Annotated in this window: 15 protein-coding genes; 11 read left to right on the top strand and 4 right to left on the bottom strand. The window is 73.3% G+C overall.

The window, feature by feature from the left end; all coding sequences use genetic code 11:
• Positions 1–4 precede the first annotated feature (4 nt).
• Genes K4S16_RS31010 through K4S16_RS30975 form a run of 8 tightly spaced genes read left to right on the top strand, consistent with a single transcriptional unit; the run spans position 5 to position 6,551 of the window.
• Positions 5–850: a family 3 encapsulin nanocompartment shell protein gene (locus tag K4S16_RS31010; RefSeq protein WP_149262612.1), complete on the top strand. Its 846-nt coding sequence runs from the start codon at positions 5–7 to the stop codon at positions 848–850.
• A complete protein-coding gene (locus K4S16_RS31005; RefSeq protein WP_149262611.1) occupies positions 850–1,692 on the top strand; it encodes a transketolase in 843 nt (280 codons plus the stop codon). The genes K4S16_RS31010 and K4S16_RS31005 overlap by 1 nt, the downstream gene beginning before the upstream one ends.
• Positions 1,689–2,699, top strand: coding sequence for a transketolase family protein (locus K4S16_RS31000; RefSeq protein ID WP_149262610.1), 1,011 nt, complete (start codon positions 1,689–1,691; stop codon positions 2,697–2,699). The genes K4S16_RS31005 and K4S16_RS31000 overlap by 4 nt, the downstream gene beginning before the upstream one ends.
• Entirely contained in the window at positions 2,674–2,841 is a 168-nt protein-coding gene (gene lysW, locus K4S16_RS30995; RefSeq protein ID WP_141582295.1) for a lysine biosynthesis protein LysW, read from the top strand. Before K4S16_RS31000 ends, lysW begins: the two co-directional genes overlap by 26 nt.
• Positions 2,838–3,692 carry a lysine biosynthesis protein LysX gene (gene lysX, locus K4S16_RS30990; protein WP_235037184.1) on the top strand — a complete coding sequence of 285 codons (855 nt, stop codon included), beginning with the start codon at positions 2,838–2,840 and terminating at the stop codon, positions 3,690–3,692. The genes lysW and lysX overlap by 4 nt, the downstream gene beginning before the upstream one ends.
• Positions 3,689–4,696 (top strand): N-acetyl-gamma-glutamyl-phosphate reductase, encoded by a 1,008-nt coding sequence (gene argC / locus K4S16_RS30985; protein ID WP_149262609.1) that lies wholly within the window; start codon positions 3,689–3,691, stop codon positions 4,694–4,696. Before lysX ends, argC begins: the two co-directional genes overlap by 4 nt.
• 14 nt (positions 4,697–4,710) lie before the next feature.
• Positions 4,711–5,523, top strand: coding sequence for a [LysW]-aminoadipate kinase (locus K4S16_RS30980; protein WP_149262608.1), 813 nt, complete (start codon positions 4,711–4,713; stop codon positions 5,521–5,523).
• Positions 5,520–6,551 (top strand): M20/M25/M40 family metallo-hydrolase, encoded by a 1,032-nt coding sequence (locus tag K4S16_RS30975; protein WP_200842216.1) that lies wholly within the window; start codon positions 5,520–5,522, stop codon positions 6,549–6,551. Before K4S16_RS30980 ends, K4S16_RS30975 begins: the two co-directional genes overlap by 4 nt.
• Before the next feature lie 16 nt (positions 6,552–6,567).
• On the opposite strand, the gene K4S16_RS30970 is transcribed toward K4S16_RS30975, so the two are convergent.
• The 4 genes from K4S16_RS30970 to K4S16_RS30955 all read right to left on the bottom strand — a co-directional run bounded on the left by K4S16_RS30970 (position 6,568) and on the right by K4S16_RS30955 (position 10,323).
• A complete protein-coding gene (locus K4S16_RS30970; RefSeq protein ID WP_200842215.1) occupies positions 6,568–7,770 on the bottom strand; it encodes an argininosuccinate synthase-related protein in 1,203 nt (400 codons plus the stop codon).
• A 137-nt stretch (positions 7,771–7,907) separates the two neighbouring features.
• A complete protein-coding gene (locus K4S16_RS30965; RefSeq protein WP_149262607.1) occupies positions 7,908–8,741 on the bottom strand; it encodes a M23 family metallopeptidase in 834 nt (277 codons plus the stop codon).
• An 18-nt stretch (positions 8,742–8,759) separates the two neighbouring features.
• A complete protein-coding gene (locus K4S16_RS30960; RefSeq protein ID WP_268843288.1) occupies positions 8,760–9,260 on the bottom strand; it encodes a helix-turn-helix transcriptional regulator in 501 nt (166 codons plus the stop codon).
• Between the two features lie 61 nt (positions 9,261–9,321).
• The gene (locus K4S16_RS30955) at positions 9,322–10,323 is read right to left on the bottom strand and encodes a patatin-like phospholipase family protein (protein WP_149262606.1); all 1,002 of its coding nucleotides are present in this window, start codon (positions 10,321–10,323) and stop codon (positions 9,322–9,324) included.
• A gap of 461 nt (positions 10,324–10,784) precedes the next feature.
• On the opposite strand from K4S16_RS30955, the gene K4S16_RS30950 reads away from it, so the two are divergent.
• The 3 genes from K4S16_RS30950 to K4S16_RS30940 all read left to right on the top strand — a co-directional run bounded on the left by K4S16_RS30950 (position 10,785) and on the right by K4S16_RS30940 (position 15,213).
• The gene (locus K4S16_RS30950) at positions 10,785–12,155 is read left to right on the top strand and encodes an endo-1,4-beta-xylanase (RefSeq protein ID WP_149262605.1); all 1,371 of its coding nucleotides are present in this window, start codon (positions 10,785–10,787) and stop codon (positions 12,153–12,155) included.
• 177 nt (positions 12,156–12,332) lie between these two features.
• Complete coding sequence (locus K4S16_RS30945; protein ID WP_375708354.1) at positions 12,333–14,114, top strand: glycoside hydrolase family 15 protein; 1,782 nt, start codon at positions 12,333–12,335, stop codon at positions 14,112–14,114.
• Between the two features lie 46 nt (positions 14,115–14,160).
• Positions 14,161–15,213, top strand: a complete 1,053-nt coding sequence (locus K4S16_RS30940; protein ID WP_149262603.1) for a glucose 1-dehydrogenase — start codon at positions 14,161–14,163, stop codon at positions 15,211–15,213.
• Positions 15,214–15,277 lie beyond the last annotated feature (64 nt).

Raw genomic sequence — 15,277 nt, 5'->3', positions numbered from 1 at the left:
GAATATGCCCGTGTCCGACGTCCGCATGATGCTGGACGACCCCGAGTTGACCCGGCGCAGCCCCGGCGAGGAGTTCGCGCTCGCCCACGCCCGGTACGGGCCGGACGCGGCGGTCCACCTGCGCGCCTCCATCAGCGACCTGTTCCCGCCGGCCAAGCGCCGTCCCCGCTTCACCGTCCGGCACCTGCTCCGCAAGGCCGTCGTGGACGCCGACGAGACGACCGTCTTCACCGAGCGGGCCGAGAACACCTCGCCGGACGACGCCGCCCCCGAGTGGGAGTTCGAGGTGGGCGTGGAGACCGTCCAGACGCAGGTCGTGCGGGCTTCGGTGCCGGTGCCCAAGGAGATCCTCGCCGACCCCGCCGCGCTCGCCGCGTTCGTGGACTACCGCCTGCTGGTGCGGCTCGGCACGGCGGAGAACGACGTCCTGCTCAACGGGATGGGACCGATCCGGGGCCTGCTGCGCCACCCGGGGCTGCGGCGCCGCCCCGCCGAGCCGTCGGACGGCGGGTCGGCCGCCCGGACGCTGCTGGCGACGGCCGCGCTGTGCGAGTGGTACGGCGGCTCTGCGGACGGGATCGTCATGCATCCCGACGACTGGTGGCCGCTCGTCGCGGACGGCGCGTTCCTGGAACGGCTCGCCGTGCAGGGCGTCAAGGTCAGCCGGACCCGCATGGTGCCCGCGGGCACGGCCCTCGTCGGCGACTTCACGGCCGCCGCGACTTTGCTGGACCGCCGCTCCTCCACGATCCGGCTCGACGGGGACGCGCTGGTGGCCGAGATCATCGAGGGCCTGGCCGTGCACCTGCCCGGCCATTTCGTGCTCACCTCGCTTCCCGGCGGGCGCTGATGGGCGGCCCCGCACCGACCCGGCCGCCGGCGGCGGACCTGCCGGCCGTCGCGCACCGGGTGCGCGAGCACATCGTGCGGATGTGCGCCGGGCCGGAGGGCGGCCACCTCGGCGGGTCGATGTCGCTCGTGGAGATCCTCACCCTGTTGTACTTCGAGGTGATGCGGGTCGATCCGCGCCGCCCCGCGGCTGTGGACCGTGACATCTTCATCCTCAGCAAGGGGCACGGCGCCATGTGCCTCTACGCGGTGCTGGCCGAGCGGGGCTTCTTCCCCGCCGCGGAACTGGCGGAGTACTCCCGGCCGGGGAGCAGGCTGATGGGCCATCCGGTCCGCGCGGTGCCCGGGGTGGAGATGCCCACCGGATCGCTCGGGCACGGGCTCGCGCTCGCCAACGGGTTCGCCGTCGCCGACCGGGGGCGCCGGTGCTTCGCCGTCCTCGGGGACGGCGAGTTGCAGGAGGGTTCGGTCTGGGAGGCGGCCATGGCCTCCGCCGCGCTCGGCCTCGGGAACCTGACGGCCGTCATCGACCGCAACCGCCTCCAGATCACCGGCCCGACCGAGGACGCGATCGGGCTGGAGCCGCTCGCGGACCGCTGGCGCAGCTTCGGCTGGACGGTGCGCGAGGTCGACGGCCACGACTTCGACGCGCTGCGCGAGGCGCTCACCCCAGAGGAGACCGGGAGCGGGCCTCCCGTGGCGGTCATCGCCGGCACCGTCAAGGGACGCGGCCTGCCGTCGCTGGAGGCGAAGACGCACAGCCACTACGCGAAACTGAGCAGCCGCCAGGCGGAGCGCTCCCTCGCCGTACTGCGCGCCCGACGCAAGCGAGCGCTCTCATGACAGCCGACATCCCCGGCGAAACGGCACGGCCGCGCTCCGCTCGTGAGGTGTACCGGGACCTGCTGCCCGAACTGATGCGGGCCGACGGGCGGCTGTACTGCCTGGACAGCGACACCGGGCTGTTCGACGCGGACGCCTTCGCCGACGTCCCCGGCCGCTACCTCAACCTCGGCATCGCCGAGCACAACCTGATGGGGACGGCCGCGGGCCTGGCCGCCAGCGGGAATGTCCCGTTCGTCACCACGATGGCGACCTTCGCCGCGACCCGGGCACTGGAGGCCATCAAGATCGACATCGCCTACAACGCGCTGCCGGTCCGGATCGTGGCCACCCACGGCGGGCTGGCCGCGGGGCATCTCGGCCCGACCCACCACGCGCTGGAGGACCTGGCCGTCATGCGGGCGCTGCCCGGTTTCACCGTGGTCGTCCCGGGCGACGCGGCGCAGGCGGGCGAGGCCGTCCGGCAGTGCGCGGCGCTGCCCGGTCCCGCCTACGTGCGGCTCGGCCGCTCGGCCACCCCGGACCTGGACGGCGCCGCGCCCGGAGGCGGCCCGTTCGAGATCGGGCGGGCGCAGTGGCTGCGGCGCGGCCGGGACGTGGCGATCATCGCGTGCGGGCCGTACCCGGTGCTGGCGGCGGTGCGGGCCGCCGACCGGCTCGCGGAGCGGGGCGTCCGGGCGACCGTCCTCAACCTGCACACGCTGCGCCCGCTGGACGTCGCGGCCGTGGTGGCGGCGGCCGAGGGCGCGGCGGGCGTCGTCACCGTCGAGGAGCACTGGCGCTCCGGCGGCCTCGGCGGCGCCGTCGCCGAGACCCTCGCCGAGCACGCCCCGGCCCGGGTGGCGCGCGTCGGCATGCCCGACACGTTCGCCGAGCGGGCGGGCGGCCAGGAGGACCTGCTCGACCGGTACGGCATCACGGCGGGCGCGGTCGTCGCCGCCGCGCTGAACCTGACCAGCGGAACCCATGGAGGTGGCACGCATGACCCAGACCTGTCCCGAGTGTGAGGGCCCGGTCCAGCTCGCCGAGCCGGTCCGGCTGAGCGAGATCGCGCAGTGCGCCGACTGCTCCAGCGAGCTGGAGGTGGTCGGCCTGGAGCCGGTGACCCTCGCGCTCGCCCCCGAGATCGAGGAGGACTGGGGCGAGTGAGGCCGGTGGCCGTGCTGGCCTCCCGGGTGCGGTACGAGGAGAAGCGGATCTTCGCCGCGCTGGAGCGCCGCGGGGTTCCGTACGCGCATGTCGACACCCGCCGGTTCAGCGCCGAACTGGGACGTGAAGCGGCGAGCGCCGGGCCCCCGTACGCGGTGGCGCTGAACCGGGAGATCTCCCACAGCCGCGGCCTCTACGCCTCGATGCTCCTGGAGGCGCGCGGCGTGCCGGTGGTCAACCGGTCGGGGGTGATCGCCGTCTGCGGCGACAAGCTGCGCACCTCGCTGGAGCTGGAGCGCGCCGGCGTCCCCACTCCGCGCACGGCGGTCGCGCTCACCCCGGAGGAAGGGGTCGAGGCCGCCGAGCGCCTGGGCTTCCCCGTGGTCGTCAAGCCGCTGACGGGGTCGTGGGGACGGCTCGCGGCGGCGGTGCGCGACCGGGACGCGGCGCAGACCGTCCTGGAGCACCGGGCCGCCCTGCCCTCGCCGCTCCAGCACATCGTCTACCTGCAAGAACTCGTCGACAAGCCGGGCCGCGACATCCGCGTGATCGTGGCCGGGGACAAGGTGGTGGGCGCGACGTACCGCTACTCGGACGGCTGGCGCACCAACGCCGCGCGGGGCGCGCGCTCCGAGCCGTGCCCGCTCACGCCCGAGCTGGTCGAGCCGGCGATGCTCGCCGCGCGGGCCGTGGGCGGCGGGGTGCTGGGCGTCGACCTGATCGAGGGACCCGAGGGGCCGCTCGTGCTGGAGGTCAACCACAACGTCGAGTTCCGCGGCTTCCAGGACGCGCACGGCGAGGACGCGGACGTCGCGGACGCGATCGTCTCCCACGTGCTGGAGGCGGCATGATCCGGGTCGGCGTCATGGGCGCCGCCGGGTACCTCGGCGGCGAGCTGCTGCGGCTGCTCATCGGCCATCCGGGGACGGAGGTCGCCCACGCGGTCTCGACCCGGTTCCCCGGCCGCCGCGTGGACTCCGTCCACCCCAACCTGCGAGCCCAGACCGACCTGGTGTTCAGCGCCCCGGACGACCTGGACGCCTGCGACATGCTCCTGATGGCGACCCCGCACAAGGCGACCATGAAGCTGCTGCCCGAGATGCGGGGACGGGCCAAGACCGTCATCGACCTGTCGGGGGACTTCCGCAACCCCGACCCCGCCGTCTACGAGCGGTACTACGGCGTCCCGCACACCGCGCCCGAGCTGCTCGGCGCGTTCGTGCCCGGCGTCCCCGAGCTGTTCCGCGCGGAGCTGGCCGAGGCCGACCTCATCAGCGTGCCAGGGTGCATGGCCAGCGCGGCGATCCTCGCGCTGCACCCTCTGACCGGGCTGATCGGCCCGGACGTCCAGATCGACGCGCGCACCGGGTCGAGCGGGTCGGGCGCGCTCGCGGGGGACGCCAACCTGCACGCCGAACGCAGCGGCGCGCTGCGGGTCTTCGCCCCGGTGCGGCACCGCCATGAGGCGGAGGTCGCGCGGCTGACCGGCCTGAACGCCAGGATGACCGCCACCGGGGTCGAGGCCGTGCGCGGCGTGCAGGTCGTCTGCCACGCCACTGGCTCCGCCGACGAGAAGGCCGTCCGCCGCGCCTACCGCAAGGCGTACGCGGACGAACCGTTCGTCCGGATCGTCGCGCACCGGACGGGGACGCACCGGCTCCCCGATCCGAAGCTGCTGTCCGGGTCCAACTACTGCGACGTCGGCTTCGCGGTGGACGGCGACCGGATCACCGCGATCGCCGCGCTGGACAACCTGGTGAAGGGCGGTGCGGGCGCCGCGGTGCAGTGCCTCAACATCCGCACCGGCCAGCCCGAGACCCTGGGCCTGGGGTTCCCCGGCCTGCACCCGGTCTGATGGGCTCCGGTCGGATGGGCCCTGGTTCGGGGATCGTCGTGGTGAAGTGCGGCGGCGCGGTACCCGCCGAGACGGTGTGCGCGGACCTCGCCGGGCTCGTCGGGCGGGCGGTCCTCGTGCACGGCGGCGCCGCCGACGTCGACCGGCTCGCCGGGGACCTCGGCGTGCCCGCCCGCACCCTCGTCTCGCCGAGCGGCGTGACCAGCCGGCACACCGATCCGGCCATGCTGGAGGTCCTCACGCTGGCGCTCGCCGGGCGGGTCAAGCCGCGGCTGCTGCGCGCCCTGGCCGCGAACGGCGTCCCGGCCGTGGGTCTGACGGGGCTGGACGGCGGCCTGCTGCGGGCGCGGCGCAAGACGGCGCAGCGCACCGTGCGCGACGGCCGCACCGTCATCGTCCGCGACGACCACAGCGGGCGGCTCACCGGCGTCCGGCCCAAGGTGCTGAACGTGCTGGTCGGCGCCGGGTTCGTCCCGGTGGTGTCGCCGCCGGCGCTGGGCGAGGACGGCGCGCCGGTGAACGTGGACGCCGACCGGGTCGCGGCGGCGGTCGCGGGCGCGCTGCGCGCCGAGCGGCTGGTCCTGCTGACCACGGCGCCGGGCGTGCTGCGCGACGCGTCCGACGAGGGCTCGCTGCTGGACCGCTGCCCGCTCCCCCGCGAGGGCCCCGTCCCGCACGCGGCGAGCGGCGGCATGCACCGCAAGCTCATCGCCTCCCGCGAGGCCCTGCTCGCGGGCGTCCCCCACGTGTCGATCGGCGACGGGCGGCTCCCCCGCCCCGTCACCGCGGCCCTGGGCGGCGCCGGCACGACCTTGGAGATCATGTGAGCGACCCCGTCGAGCTGCTGCACGCCATGCTGTCGATCCCCTCGCCGTCCGGGCGGGAGGACGAGCTGGCGCGCTACCTGGAGAAGGTCATGAACGACCTCGGCATGGCCGCGCGCCGCGACGAGGCCGGCAACGTGATCGGCGACATCGGCACCGGCGCGGGGCCGGTGGTGATGCTGCTCAGCCATCTCGACACCGTCGACCGGCCGCTGCCGGCGCGGCGTGTGGGCGGCCGCCTCGTGGGCCGGGGCGCCGCGGACGCCAAGGGCCCGCTCGCCGCGATGATCAGCGCGGCGGCGGCCCGGCCCTCGTTCCCCGGCACGCTGCGGGTCGTGGGCGCGGTCGAGGAGGAGCGGCTGTCGCGGGGCGGCGAGCACCTGGCGCGCACCTGCCCCGCGCCGGACGCGCTGCTCGTCGGGGAGCCGAGCGGCTGGTCGCGGGTGGTGCTCGGCTACAAGGGCAAGATCGACGTCGAGTACCGGGTCGCCCGGCCCTCGACGCACTCCACCAACCCGGCCGCCAAGGCGACCGAGGTGGCGGTGGCGTTCTGGCACGACCTGCTGGAGGCGCTCGGGCCCGAGCGCGACCACGCCGCGTTCGGCCTGCCCGCCGCGACGCTGCGCGGCGTCCACGGGGACCTCACCGAGGCGCGGCTCGACGTCGACTGCCGCGTGCCGCCCGGGTACGACGCCGAGGCCTTCGCGGCGCGGCTGCGCGCCCGCGCGGACGGCGGCGAGGTCACGATCGTCCGGCACGTCCCGGCGGTGCGCAGCGGGCGGTCCGACCCGGTGGTGCGGGCGGTGACGGCCGCCATCCGGCGGCACGGCGGGACGCCCCGGCCCACCCTCAAGACGGGCACGTCCGACATGAACACCGTGGCGCCGCACTGGGACGCCCCCATGGCGACGTACGGGCCGGGCGACAGCTCGCTGGACCACTCCGACGAGGAGCACATCGAGATCGCCGAGTTCCTGAAGGGCGTCGACGTGCTCACCACCGCGCTCGACGAACTGGCCGCCGTCCTCTGACCGTCGCCGCGCGGAGTCAGGGGGCGCCGGCGGGGGTCGCGTCGCGGGCGGTGGCGCGTTCCCAGGCGTCGCGGTCGCGGAGGTAGAGGCCGCCGGGGGCGCGGATGGACAGCACCGTCATCCCGTCGCGGTCGAGGCGGTAGGTGATGCGGCCGGTGACGTGGCGGGCGACGCTCTCCACGAACGCCTGCGCGGCCTCCCGCAGCGGGCCGTACCAGCGCCCCTCCACGGCCTCCCGCGTCCACAGCTGCTCCAGCGCCATCTTCTCCCGCGTCGTCTCGGCCGGGACGGTGGCGCTCTCCAGCTGGCGGTAGGCGTGCAGCAGCAGGCACGCCGCCGGCATCTCCCGCACTTCGAGGACCTTCTCGCCGCCCTCCAGGTGCTCCAGGCCGGAGTAGCGGCCGAGGCCGAACCGGCCGGCGCGGACGTTCAGCGACGCGATCATCTCGCGCAGGCCGGCGGCCGCGCCGTCGACGGCCACGGGCCGGCCCGCCTCGAAGTCGAGCGTGATCTCCGCGGGGCGGTCCGGGCGCGGGCCCGCCGTCCAGAAGTAGAGGTCCTCCGGGACGGGGAACCACTCCGGATCGTCCAGGATGCCCGACTCGAACTCCCGGCACCACAGGTTGGAGTCGCCGCTGTAGGCGCGGTCGGCGAACTCCGCGAACCCGGCGTCCTTGAGCGCCGCGCGCTTGTCGTCGCGGCCGATCGCGTCCCGCTCGTAGGGGCTGCCGAAATGGCCGTCGAACCCGAGCGCGGCGATCGAGGAGTCGATCCGGCGCAGGCTGTTCTGCGACCGGTTGGCGGTGTGCACGATCGCGTGCGCGCCCACCTCCCGGGCGAGGTCGACCGCGGCCCGGGCCAGCAGCGGGCGGCTGAGCGACGAGCTGACCGGGTGGATGCCGAGGTAGACGGCCTGGGCCGCGATGGCGGGCGCCACGAACTCCTCGGCGAACTCCTCCGACAGGTCGGCCCGCACGTGCTCGGCGCCGAGCGAGCCGAGGTCGGCGCCCGTCCGGTCGTACTCGGCGTCGCCGCCGAGCTCCACGGACAGGGCGTGGACGCGCAGGCCGCGGTGGCGGCTGAGCCGCCACAGGAGGTAGAAGCTGTCGAGGCCGCCGCTGAAGAGCGTCACCACCCGGCCGCCCTGCGCCGCGACGGTGTCGATGTGCCCGAACTCGCGGATGCGTCTCCCACTGTGCCTTCGCGTTTCCGGACCCACGTAACCGACCCTCCAGGAGCGAGCGGCGAGCAGCGGTCAAGATCAACTTATGGGCCAAGATCATCGCCGCGCACTGGCACGTGATCACAAAATCGGCCGCGAACGCAGACAGCAATCGCCGGTTGCGCCGCGCGCGCTCACCGGGCGGGCGGACCGGCCGTCAGGACGCAGGGGCGGAGGCCGCCGGGGACGCCGGTGAGGGCCTCGCCGCCGCTCTCGTAGGGGAGGGCGAACGGCAGGCCGGCGGCGGCCAGCGGGCGCGGGCGGTCCATGAGGTGGAAGTGCAGGTGCGGCTCGGAGGTGTTGCCCGAGTTGCCCACCTCGCCGAGGACGTCCCCCGCCCTTACCCGGTCGCCCTTGGCGACTCGCACCGACCCGCGGCGCAGGTGGGCGAAGACCGCGTACACGCCGCCGCCGAGGTCGAGCGTGACGGAGTTGCCGACGACGAACCTGCCCGCCGACAGCGTCAGGACGGACAGCAGCTGGCGGAACACCATCCCCTCGACCAGGAGGTAGGCGATGCCGGGCCAGGAGTTGCGGCTCCAGTGGTCGCGCTGCCACCCGCTCGCCTGGACGACCACGCCGTCGGCCGGTGCGACGACGGGGCGCCCGAAGGACGGGAACGTCTCCGGGCGCGCGGCGAGCGGCCAGCGCCGAGTCGCGCGCCATTCGCCGTCCGGGACGTGGACCAGGTCGATCGCGTAGGTCTGGCCGAGCTCGTGCGTCCCGTGACTGGGCACCTTGTCGGCGGGACTGTTGACGGGCACCCAGCGCCCCTCGACCGGGCTGCGCAGGACGACCGGCTCGCGGTCCGGTGCGCTGCCGGACACGAAGAACAGCACGAGCCCCGCCGCGATGAGGACCATTCCGGCGCCCCAGAGCACGCCGATGCCGTGCAGGGACGTGGTGAGGGCCAGCGCGAGGCCCAGCAGGATGAACAGCGTCCGGAACCGTGCGAGCGTCCTGATCATCGTTCCTCCACGGGTCGGTCAGCGGCGGGTCGCGGCGATCACGGTGAGGATCGGCACCACCCGTTCGCCGGGGACGGTGTAGCGCCCGCGCCCGGTGGTGCGCAGCCAGCCGGCCGCGACGAGCTGGCGCAGATGGTGGTAGAGCTGGCCGGTCGTGCCGAGGCTCTCGTGGGCGGCCAGCTCGGAGACGGTGCGGGAGCCGTGCAGGATCTCCCGGAGCAGCAGCAGCCGGACGGGGTGCGCGAGCGCCGAGAGCGCGTCGGCGGACTGGGACCAGTCGTCCGACAGCAGATCTCCGGTCGGGTGGCCCTGCTGCCATTCATAGTGCTCGCCGGACGGCAGCGCCACCGAGCCGGTGAACAGCACCGCGCCGGGATCGGGCGCCCGCTCCTTCAGCGCGTCCAGCGCCCAGAAGGTGTCGCCCGGCTCCGGGCGCCCGGCCGCGGGGGCGACCCCTTCCAGCGCGGCCATGCGCTCCTCCAGCCGCGCGACGCGCTCCGCCAGCGTCTCCTCGGTCACTCCTCCACTATTACGTAAGTACGTAGATTCGACAAATCCCGCCCCTCGGTCGAGGTCGGGCTCAGTCGGAGGCCGGGGTGACGAGGGGGCGGTAGTGCGCCAGGTAGGTGCGGTGGTCCCAGTCGTCCAGGAACTGCGCCGCCGCGGCGCGACCGGCCTGGAAGAGGCGCTCGCGGGTCGCCGCGTCGAGGTCGAAGTCGGTCGCGAGCACGCCGTCGGTGCGGGCGAACATCGTGCGGGCCACGATGGCCGGCTCGTCCATCTGCACCCGGTCGTGCGCCTCCGCCATCGTCGAGACGAGCGCGCGGCCGTACCCGACGGGGCCGCGGACGGCGCGCCATTCCCGGTACACGCCCTCGGAGGGGGGACGGGCCGACAGCTTCACGCCGAACGTCGGCCAGCGGGGTTCGCGGTCCTCCCGGTCGAAGATGGTGATCGGGTAGTTGGAGAGCATTCCGCCGTCCACGTGGAGGCACTGGCGCCCGTCGTTCCGGCACAGGCGGCGCGGCCGGAAGAAGACCGGAATGGACGCCGAGGCGCGCACCGCGTCCGCGACGGGCTGCTCGTCGGCGGGCAGGCCGTACCTCTCGTAGTCCCACGGGAGCCGGACCATACGCCCGCTGCTGATGTCGGAGACCACGACGACGAGCTTGTAGGCGTGCTGGGGCGGCAGCGCCGAGTCGGGGTCGTGCAGCTTCAGCTGCCCGAACGTCTCGACTCCGCACTCCTTCAGGCGCGCCGCGATCCACCGGTGCAGGGCGTCGCCCTTGTGGAGGCCGAGCGTGGTGAGCAGGGACAAGCCGCGGACGGCCGCGAAGCGCGAGCCGTCCTGGAACGTCCGGTAGTCGAGTCCGCGCATGAGCTCGACCATGTCCGGGACGGGCATCCCGGCCGCCAGCAGCGAGCCCACGATCGCGCCGGCGGAGGTCCCGGCGACGCGGGCCGGCGCGCCGAGCCGGTATCCCCGCGCCTGCGTCTCGGCGATCGCGCCCACCAGCGCGATGCCCTTCACGCCGCCGCCCTCCAGGACGAGGTCGGCGCGCGGTGGTGCCGAAGAGTCCATCGATCTCCCTTCCCCCGCGGCGCCGGGCGGCGCCGCGGGCCGCTTTCCGAACCGGAACGCGAAAACGACTGACAGGCGAATGGAATCCGTTTCGCCTTTCTATTGAGAGATGCCCTATCGATCTTTCTTTCAATGGTCTCCGCACGATTTTTTCCGCACGGCTTTAGTGATCGAGAAAGTGCGGGGCGACCAAAGGCGGTATCGATCGGCGGCAGAAGCCCCGAGGACGGGGCACTTCGGCGGATCGCATGGGCCGAAACGTTTCGACGGATGATCTGTCGATTCGGGTCGCCGATTAACGGCTCTGACCCGTGAAAGCAGGAACGGGTGGTTGACGCTGGTGTCTCGCGGGGTTAGTTTCCTGTCGGCTGCCGAAAGGATATCGAAACTTTTCGGATCCGCTCCCGCCGAGGCAGCCGAATGGCAGATCCCCGCGGACCTGGGCAAGGAGGAAAGAGACCATGAGAAGAGCACTCACCGCGGTGCTCGGCACGGGCGCGCTGCTCCTGGCGATGCTGGTGGCCGTCGCGCTCCCCGCGTCGGCCGCCCCGGGCACGCTCAAGGAGTCCGCCGCGGCCAAGGGCCGGGTCTTCGGCGCCGCCGCGGCCACCGCCCACATGGGCGAGTCGGCGTACGCCGCCACGCTCGACCGCGAGTTCAACCAGCTCACGCCCGAGAACGAGATGAAGTGGGCGACCACCGAGCCGTCCAGGAACTCGTTCGACTTCGGCCCGGCCGACCAGCTCGTGAGCCACGCGCAGGCCCAGAGCATGAAGATCCGCGGGCACACGCTCGTGTGGCACAACCAGCTGCCGGACTGGGTGAGCGGCATCTCCTCGCGGGACGACCTGCTGAGCGCCATGCGGAACCACATCGCGAAGGAGGCCGGCCACTACGCGGGCAAGGTCGCCTACTGGGACGTGGTGAACGAGGCGTTCCAGGACGGTTCGGGCGCCCGGCGCGACTCGGTGTTCCAGCGGGTCATCGGCGACTCCTACATGGAGGAGGCGTTCCGCGCGGCACGCGCGGCCGACCCCAGCGCCAAGCTCTGCTACAACGACTACAACATCGACGGGCAGAACGCGAAGAGCAATGCCGTCTACAACATGGTCAAGGACTTCAAGGCACGCGGCGTCCCGATCGACTGCGTGGGCCTCCAGGCGCATCTGACGCTGGGGGCCGTCCCGTCCGACATGCAGACCAACATGCAGCGCTTCGCCGACCTCGGCGTGGACGTCCACATCACCGAACTGGACATCCGCATGTCCACCCCGCCGGACAGTTCCAAGCTCGCCACCCAGGCGAACGACTACAAGAAGGTCGTCTCCGCCTGCCTCGCCGTGTCGCGCTGCACCGTCATCACCGTCTGGGGCGTCACCGACAAGTACTCGTGGATTCCCGACGTGTTCCCTGGTGAAGGCGCCGCGCTGCTGTTCGACGGCAACTACGCCAAGAAGCCCGCATACGACGCGGCGCTCCAGGCCCTCGGCGGCGAGGACCCGGGCGACCCCGGCGACCCGGGCGACCCCGGGGCCGTCACCTGCACCTACGCCCGCACCGCGCAGTGGAACGGGGGCTTCAACGGCCAGGTGACCATCAAGGCCGGCGCCACCGCGGTCGCCTCGTGGACGGTCGTCATGACGATGGGCTCGGGCCAGCAGATCGTCGCCCTGTGGAACGGCACCGCGAGCACGAGCGGCAACGTCGTCACGGTCAAGCCGGTCGGCTGGAACGGCAGCCTCGCGCCGGGCGCGTCGGCGTCGTACGGGTTCACCGTCAACGCCCCGACCGGGAACACGGCCGACCCGGTCATCAGCTGCGGCACCCCCTGACCCGCTCGCGTCCTCCCGCAAGACCTCCGTCCGGCACGGCGGCGGCTCCCATGCCGCCGCGCCGGACGGGGCCTCACCGGCTCGCCACAAACACCTGCTCCCCGTACATACATCCCTGATCACGGGTTAGTGGAGGAAGCCAGAGGAACCGAGGACGGGAGGTGGCGCGTCTTGGCACTGCGGATCGAGGACTACGGGCTGCTGGGCGACACCCAGACGGCGGCGCTGGTCGGCAAGGACGGCTCGATCGACTGGCTCTGCCTGCCCCGGTTCGACTCCCCCGCCTGCTTCGCCTCCCTCCTGGGCGACGAGCACGCCGGGTTCTGGCGCGTGGCGCCCGCGGCCGGCGGGATGTGCGCGCGGCGCCGGTACCGGGACGACACGCTGATCCTGGAGACCGAGTGGGACACCCCGGACGGGTCCGTCCGGCTGATCGACTTCATGCCGCCGCGGGGTGAGGCCGCCGACGTCGTCCGGATCGTGGAGGGGCTCAGCGGGAGCGTCCCGATGCGCATGGCGCTGCGGCTGCGGTTCGACTACGGGCGGATCGTGCCATGGGTGCGGCACCGGGAAGGAGAATTCAACGCCGTCGCAGGCCCGGACGCCACCTGGCTGAAGACGCCCATCGCCCTCGAAGGGCGCGACCTGACGACCTGCGCCGACTTCACGGTGTCGGCCGGGGAGCGCGTCCCGTTCGTCCTGACATACCAGCCGTCCCACCTGCCGCGTCCGAAGGCGGTGGAGGCGGAGCAGGCGCTCTCCGACACGGAGCTGTTCTGGTGGGACTGGATGGGCCGCTACGACTACGACGGGCGGTGGGACGAGGCGGTCCGCCGTTCGCTGATCACGCTGAAGGCGCTCACCTACGCCCCCACCGGCGGCATCGTCGCCGCCGCGACCACCTCGCTGCCCGAGCGGCTCGGCGGCCCGCGCAACTGGGACTACCGGTTCTGCTGGCTGCGGGACGCGACGTTCACGCTCCAGGCCCTGCTCGGCACCGGGTTCGTCGCGGAGGCGAAGGCGTGGCGGGAGTGGCTGCTGCGCGCCGTCGCCGGCGACCCCGCCGACCTGCAGATCATGTACGCGATCGACGGCACCCGGCGGCTCACCGAGTACACCGTGGACTGGCTCGCCGGCTACGAGGGGTCGGCGCCGGTGCGGGTGGGCAACGCCGCGTCCGAGCAGTTCCAGCTGGACACCTGGGGCGAGGTCCTGGACGGCCTGCACATCGCCCGCGAGGCCGACATCGGCACCGACGGGAACGCCTGGGACCTCCAGGTCGCCCTGATGGACTTCCTCGAAGGGCACTGGAGCGACCCCGACAACAGCCTGTGGGAGGTCCGCGGGGAGCGGCGCGACTTCGTCCACTCCAAGGTGCTCGCCTGGACGGGCGTCGACCGCGCCGTCAAGGCCGTCGAGGGGTACGGGCTGGACGGCCCCGTCGGCAGGTGGAAGGAGCTGCGGGAGCGGATCCACGCGGACGTGTGCGAGCACGGCTACGACGCGGACCGCGGAACGTTCACCCAGTTCTACGGGTCGCGCGGGCTCGACGCGGCGCTGCTGCTCATCCCGCGGGTGGGGTTCCTGCCCTGGGACGACCCGCGCGTGATCGGCACCGTCGACCAGGTGCAGCGGGAGCTGTACCGGGACGGGTTCGTGCTGCGCTACGACACCGGAGCCGACGGCGGCGTGGACGGCATGCCGGGCGGCGAAGGGGCCTTCCTGGCCTGCACGTTCTGGCTCGCCGACGCCCTGCACGGCATCGGCCGCACCGAGCAGGCCACCGACCTGTTCGAGCGGCTGCTCGGCCTGCGCAACGACCTCGGGCTGCTCAGCGAGGAGTACGACACCGCCGCCGGGCGGCAGATCGGGAACACCCCGCAGGCGTACTCGCACGTCGGGCTCGTCAACACCGCGCGGCATCTGAGCGGCTCCCGTCCCGCCCATCGCCGCGCCTAGCCGCCCAAGCCGCTGGAGACGTGGAAGTCGTGGAAGGAGAAGCGCCATGCGCGCCTTGACCGTCCTGCCGGAGAAGCCCGGCTCGCTGGCCGTGACCGACGTCCCCGACCCGGAGCCCGGGGAGGGGGACCTGCTGGTCGACGGGCTCGCCGTGGGGGTGTGCGGCACCGACAAGGAGATCGCCGCCGGGGACTACGGATGGGCCCCGCCGGGCCGCGACCGCCTCGTCATCGGGCACGAGTCGCTCGGCCGGGTGCGGCACGCCCCGTCCGGCAGCGGCTTCTCCCCCGGCGACCTCGTCGTGGGCGTCGTGCGGCGGCCCGACCCGGAACCCTGCGGGGCCTGCGCGCACGGCGAGTTCGACATGTGCCGCAACGGCCGGTACACCGAGCGCGGCATCAAGGAGATCGACGGGTACGCGAGCCGGGCGTGGCGGGTCGAGGCCGACTACGCGGTCCGGCTGGACCCGCGGCTGGCCGAGGTCGGCGTGCTGATGGAGCCGGCCACGGTCGTCGCGAAGGCGTGGGAGCAGGTCGAGAAGGTCGGCAACCGGGCGTGGTTCGAGCCGCGCCGGGTCCTGGTCACCGGCGCGGGCCCGATCGGGCTGCTCGCGGCGATGCTCGGCGTGCAGCGGGGGCTGGACGTCCACGTCCTCGACCGGGTGGCGGACGGGCCGAAGCCGCGGCTCGTCGCCGACCTCGGCGCGACCTACCACCGCGGCGGCATCGAGGAGGCCTTCGCGGGCGCGGAGCCGGACGTGGTGATCGAGGCGACCGGCGCGTCCCGCCTGGTGTTCGGCGCGATGGCGCACAACGCCTCGTACGGGATCGTGTGCCTGACCGGGGTGTCCTCATCGGGACGGCCCCTCGAGGTGGACGCGGGCGACCTCAACCGGCAGATCGTGCTGGAGAACGACGCGGTGATCGGGTCGGTCAACGCCAACCTCCGGCACTACGCCGCCGCCGCGGACGCCCTCGCGCGGGCCGACCTGGACTGGCTCGGCCGGCTGATCTCCCGCCGCGTCCCGCTGGAGCGCTTCGCCGAGGCCTTCACCCCCCATCCGGACGATGTGAAAGTGGTCGTCACCCTCGCCGAATAGCCCGTCGAATAAATACCTCAAATACCATCAATCCTTAATCTTTCCGGCGTTCGAATACGGGAAA

The organism is Actinomadura sp. K4S16, from assembly GCF_008327685.1.
GTDB lineage: Bacteria > Actinomycetota > Actinomycetes > Streptosporangiales > Streptosporangiaceae > Spirillospora.
This window is presented reverse-complemented; position numbering and strand designations above follow the sequence as displayed.

What these genes read in the sequence shown, in the direction of transcription:
- K4S16_RS31010 (WP_149262612.1), top strand. Translation starts at nt 5, where the DNA reads ATGCCCGTGTCCGACGTCCGCATGATGCTGGACGACCCCGAGTTGACC.
- K4S16_RS31005 (WP_149262611.1), top strand. Translation starts at nt 850, where the DNA reads ATGGGCGGCCCCGCACCGACCCGGCCGCCGGCGGCGGACCTGCCGGCC.
- K4S16_RS31000 (WP_149262610.1), top strand. Translation starts at nt 1,689, where the DNA reads ATGACAGCCGACATCCCCGGCGAAACGGCACGGCCGCGCTCCGCTCGT.
- lysW (WP_141582295.1), top strand. Translation starts at nt 2,674, where the DNA reads ATGACCCAGACCTGTCCCGAGTGTGAGGGCCCGGTCCAGCTCGCCGAG.
- argC (WP_149262609.1), top strand. Translation starts at nt 3,689, where the DNA reads ATGATCCGGGTCGGCGTCATGGGCGCCGCCGGGTACCTCGGCGGCGAG.
- K4S16_RS30980 (WP_149262608.1), top strand. Translation starts at nt 4,711, where the DNA reads ATGGGCCCTGGTTCGGGGATCGTCGTGGTGAAGTGCGGCGGCGCGGTA.
- K4S16_RS30965 (WP_149262607.1), bottom strand. Translation starts at nt 8,741, where the DNA reads ATGATCAGGACGCTCGCACGGTTCCGGACGCTGTTCATCCTGCTGGGC.
- K4S16_RS30955 (WP_149262606.1), bottom strand. Translation starts at nt 10,323, where the DNA reads ATGGACTCTTCGGCACCACCGCGCGCCGACCTCGTCCTGGAGGGCGGC.
- K4S16_RS30950 (WP_149262605.1), top strand. Translation starts at nt 10,785, where the DNA reads ATGAGAAGAGCACTCACCGCGGTGCTCGGCACGGGCGCGCTGCTCCTG.
- K4S16_RS30940 (WP_149262603.1), top strand. Translation starts at nt 14,161, where the DNA reads ATGCGCGCCTTGACCGTCCTGCCGGAGAAGCCCGGCTCGCTGGCCGTG.